The 5,117-nt window shown below is 39.3% G+C and carries 2 rRNA genes; both read left to right on the top strand.

Going from position 1 to position 5,117, the window contains the following annotated elements:
- The first annotated feature begins 305 nt into the window (after positions 1-305).
- Positions 306-4,119: ribosomal RNA gene (locus tag C6H18_RS07970) — 23S ribosomal RNA — on the top strand.
- A 748-nt stretch (positions 4,120-4,867) separates the two neighbouring features.
- Positions 4,868-4,983, top strand: a 5S ribosomal RNA gene (rrf, locus tag C6H18_RS07965).
- The last annotated feature ends 134 nt before the right edge of the window (positions 4,984-5,117 follow it).

Genomic DNA, 5,117 nt, shown 5'->3' with positions numbered 1-5,117 from the left:
TATTTCATCTTCCATTAAGCTTCCTATTGTATAATTGCACTTCCATTTTTTAAAAATGATGTTCTTTTACAATTTATTGTTAAAGCCTAAAATAAGTAATAACTACAATACACACAATCATTGCTTTAAAAATGAGTAAAGATAGCAATACAACAAAACATAGAATATAACATAAATAGAAACATAGAAATAAATTCTTAAATTCTTTTGCTAGTTTTATTCTTTATGAAGTGTTATTTATCTTTTTTTACATTCATTAAGGCAGTGGCGTTAAGAATATTATTAATATTCATTATGAAAAGTCAGATTAAGCTTATAAAGGGCAAATGGTGGATGCCTTGGGTAGTAGAGGCGATGAAGGACGTACTAGACTGCGATAAGCTATGGGGAGCTGTCAAGAAGCTTTGATCCATAGATTTCCCAATGGGGCAACCCAGCTAGTAGTAATACTAGCTATGTGAGTAACAAAGAGTAGAAAGAAGAACTAAGAATCCTTATCTAGTTTTAAAACTTTGTTAAGAGACTTCATCTTTAAAATAGACTTTAAAGATTAAAAGCTTCAAGATTAAAACTTTAAAGATTGTAAAGATTAATTATAAAGATTATTAGATATTTCCATAAAGTAGAATATCTTAGTGTTTAAGTCTTTAGTTTTAAAAACCTAAAAATCTTTTCTATTCTTTGTTGCTCACAGGCAAACCTAGTGAAGTGAAACATCTCAGTAACTAGAGGAAAAGAAATCAAATGAGATTCTCTTAGTAGCGGCGAGCGAAAGGGGAATAGGGCAAACCCAATGCTTGCATTGGGGGTTGAGGACTGCAACATCCACTAAAATACTTTAATAGAACATTCTGGAAAGGATAGCCATAGAGGGTGATAGTCCCGTATATGAAAAGGTATTTTTAGGTAGCAGTATCCAGAGTAGGTCAGGACACGTGAAATCCGGGCTGAAGCAGGGGGGACCACCCTCCAACCCTAAATACTACTACTACACCGATAGCGAACCAGTACCGTGAGGGAAAGGTGAAAAGAACCGCAGTGAGCGGAGTGAAATAGAACCTGAAACCATTTGCCTACAATCATTCAGAGCCCTATTGTGGGTCTCATTAAGAAATTAGCTAGGCTTGTCTTTGAGTGATAAATCAATGAGTTTGCAATTTATTTGTGCGACAGCCTTAAGGCTAGTCTCCGCACAAATTGCTGCACAACATTGATTTCTCATCTCAAATACTGTGCCTTTGGTTTTTCGTTAGGAAAGTGAGATTCTATGGTATTTCATAGAATGTTTGCTTACAAAATGGAATCCCAAAAATTCTAGCATTGTATGTGATTTTTAGGGGCAGTATTTATATTGTTGAAATATTACAAATGAAACACACTTTTAGTGTGTTGCAGTAAGCAATGTTTTTCTCCCTAAAAAGTCGCCACAAGATGAATTTAGCTTGATTTTTTAGTGAGACCCACAAGGGTGATGGACTGCCTTTTGCATAATGATCCTGCGAGTTGTGGTATCTGGCAAGGTTAAACCAATGTGAAGCCGTAGCGAAAGCGAGTCTTAATAGGGCGCAGCCCCCTCATTTATGCCTAACTTCAAGGTATGCTTGTCTTTTAGTGATAAATGCTTGAGTTTGAGAAAATTTTGTGCGATAGCCATTAAGGCTAGTCTCCGCAATTTTCTTTACACAGTAATCGTTTCTCATCTAAAATACTTTGCATACAAAACTTTATAGAATCCCAAATGAATAATTTAATTTAAGATTCTAGTATCTTGCGATAAATTTTTAAGGTTTTCAAGAAAAATGTGCTGGGAGTTACCTTAGCAGTAATGACCAAACATTTTTCGCAGAATCCTTAAAAATTATCCAAGAGACGAATCTTTTTGAAGTTTAAGTATAAATGAGGGGGCTTAAGTCAGATGCTGCAGACCCGAAGCTGAGTGATCTATCCATGGCCAAGTTGAAAGTGGGGTAACACCCACCGGAGGACTGAACTCGTACCCATTGAAACGGGTTGGGATGAGCTGTGGATAGGGGTGAAAGGCCAATCAAACTCAGTGATAGCTGGTTCTCTTCGAAATATATTTAGGTATAGCCTCAAGTGATAGTAATAGGGGGTAGAGCTCTGATTGGGCTAGGGCTGCTCACCGCGGTACCAACCCCTGTCAAACTACGAATACCTATTACCGTATCTTGGGAGTCAGGCGGTGGGTGATAAAATCAATCGTCAAAAGGGGAACAACCCAGACTACCAACTAAGGTCCCCAAGTTCTATTCTAAGTGGAAAATGATGTGAAGTTACTCAGACAACCAGGAGGTTGGCTTAGAAGCAGCCATCCTTTAAAGATAGCGTAACAGCTCACTGGTCTAGTGATTTTGCGCAGAAAATATAACGGGGCTAAGATAGACACCGAAGTTGTAGATTGTGCTGATGCACAGTGGTAGAAGAGCGTTGCATACAGCGTCGAAGCCATACCGGTAAGGAGTGGTGGAGCGTATGCAAGTGAGCATGCAGGAATGAGTAGCGATAAAAGGGGTGAGAATCCCCTTCGCCGAAAATCTAAGGTTTCCTACGCTATGCTCGTCATCGTAGGGTTAGTCGGGTCCTAAGACAAGTCCGAAAGGGGTAGTCGATGGAAAATGGGTTAATATTCCCATACCAATATTAGTGTGCGATGGGGGGACGCATAGGGTCAAGATGAGCCAAGTGATAGAAGTCTTGGTCGAAGGGTGCAAGTAAGAAGATTGGCAAATCCGCTTCCTTTTCCCAAACCCAACAGGCTCTTTGAAGTCTTCGGATGGATAGGAGAATCATTAAGATCGTCGTGCCAAGAAAAGCCTCTAAGTTTAGCTAATATTGCCCGTACCGCAAACCGACACAGGTAGATGAGATGAGTATTCTAAGGCGCGTGAAAGAACTCTCTTTAAGGAACTCTGCAAACTAACACCGTAAGTTCGCGATAAGGTGTGCCACAGCAATGTGGTCTCAGCAAAGAGTCCCTCCCGACTGTTTACCAAAAACACAGCACTTTGCCAACTCGTAAGAGGAAGTATAAGGTGTGACGCCTGCCCGGTGCTCGAAGGTTAAGAGGATTAGTTAGTAGCAATACAAAGCTTTGAATTGAAGCCCGAGTAAACGGCGGCCGTAACTATAACGGTCCTAAGGTAGCGAAATTCCTTGTCGGTTAAATACCGACCTGCATGAATGGCGTAACGAGATGGGAGCTGTCTCAAAGAGTGATTCAGTGAAATTGTAGTGGAGGTGAAAATTCCTCCTACCCGCGGCAAGACGGAAAGACCCCGTGGACCTTTACTACAGCTTGGCACTGCCGATGGGAGCATTATGCGCAGCATAGGTGGGAGGCTTTGAAATCTTTACTCTGGTAGAGATGGAGCCATCGTTGAGATACCACCCTTAATGTTTCTGTCTGCTAACTAGCTTGAGTTATCCTCAAGTAGGACAATGCCTGGTGGGTAGTTTGACTGGGGCGGTCGCCTCCTAAAAAGTAACGGAGGCTTGCAAAGGTTGGCTCAAAATGGTTGGAAATCATTTGTAGAGTGTAATGGCATAAGCCAGCCTGACTGTAAGACAAACAAGTCAAGCAGAGACGAAAGTCGGTCATAGTGATCCGGTGATTCTGTGTGGAAGGGTCATCGCTCAAAGGATAAAAGGTACCCCGGGGATAACAGGCTGATCTCCCCCAAGAGCTCACATCGACGGGGAGGTTTGGCACCTCGATGTCGGCTCATCGCATCCTGGGGCTGGAGCAGGTCCCAAGGGTATGGCTGTTCGCCATTTAAAGCGGTACGCGAGCTGGGTTCAGAACGTCGTGAGACAGTTCGGTCCCTATCTGCCGTGGGCGTAGGAAAGTTGAGGAGATCTGTCCCTAGTACGAGAGGACCGGGATGGACATACCACTGGTGTAGCTGTTGTCCTGCTATGGGCATCGCAGCGTAGCTACGTATGGATGTGATAAACGCTGAAAGCATCTAAGCGTGAAGCCAACTCCAAGATGAACTTTCCCTGAAGGTCGCAAGAAGACTACTTGCTTGATAGGGTAGAGGTGTAAGCATAGTAATATGTTTAGCTGACTACTACTAATAGACCGTTTGGCTTAATTTGATAAAAGCCACTGCCTTAATGAGTGTAAAAGAACACTCTTAAAGTTTGTGTGAGTTATTGCTTATTAGTTATTGATTCTAAATAAGATCTTTCATTAAACATTATCTTTTAATCACTAAGTCTTATTAAAGACAAGATTTAAAGTTTAGTTTAATGACTTAATGATCCTAGAATACTATCCTTCTTAATCTTTTAGAGAAAAGAATCTCCTTAAGAGTTATCTAATGAAATCTTAGTCTTATCTTTACTCGCAAGAAACAAGAAAAGATTAATAAGAGAGAATTAGAACAAACAATAAGAAAAATTGACAAAGATAAAGAAAGATAAATAAAGAAAAGATAGAGATAAGGATAAGTATAGAGGATTATAAGAAAGATTAAACAACAAAGATAAAAAGATAAAGAAAATAGAATCCCTAAGATAAATAAAGGATTAATAAAATCTTTTAGGAGAATGTTTTTAAGATTCTTAAGTTTAAAAGTTATCCTTTTAAAGTATTTAGCTTCTTTGTAAATCTTTAACTTTTATAAGAAGGAGTTAAAAGGGATTCTAAGGATTAGATAAATCAGGTTAAATGAGATAAATGAGATAAATGATTTAATAGATTTAATAGAAACATTTCTTTCTCTTAGAATACTAATTAATACCCATTAAAGGTTTTTAATTTAAGATTTTTAATTTAGAATTTCTTGATTGAAGTTTCTTAGTAATTCTTGATTGAGAACTTTTAGGCTTTTTACATTGTCATCTCCGTGCTAATAGAGAAGAGGTCCCACCTAGCTCCATTCCGAACCTAGAAGTTAAGCTCTTCTTCGCTGATGATACTGCAACTTTCAGATGTGGTAAAGTAGGACGGTGCGGAGATGAGAATGTAAAGTAAAACAATAAATGGTGTTGTTGAATGTATTGGGAATAACTATCTAAAGCTTTAATCTTAAGGGTATGGTAAAGTAGGATTGGAAAGGGAAAGGGAAAAAGAAAGAAAAGAAATGCAGTTT

Source organism: Helicobacter mesocricetorum (assembly GCF_900198605.1).
Classification (GTDB): Bacteria; Campylobacterota; Campylobacteria; order Campylobacterales; family Helicobacteraceae; genus Helicobacter_D; species Helicobacter_D mesocricetorum.
The sequence above is the reverse complement of the archived record's forward strand: the minus strand, read 5'-3'. Positions and strand labels throughout refer to the sequence as shown.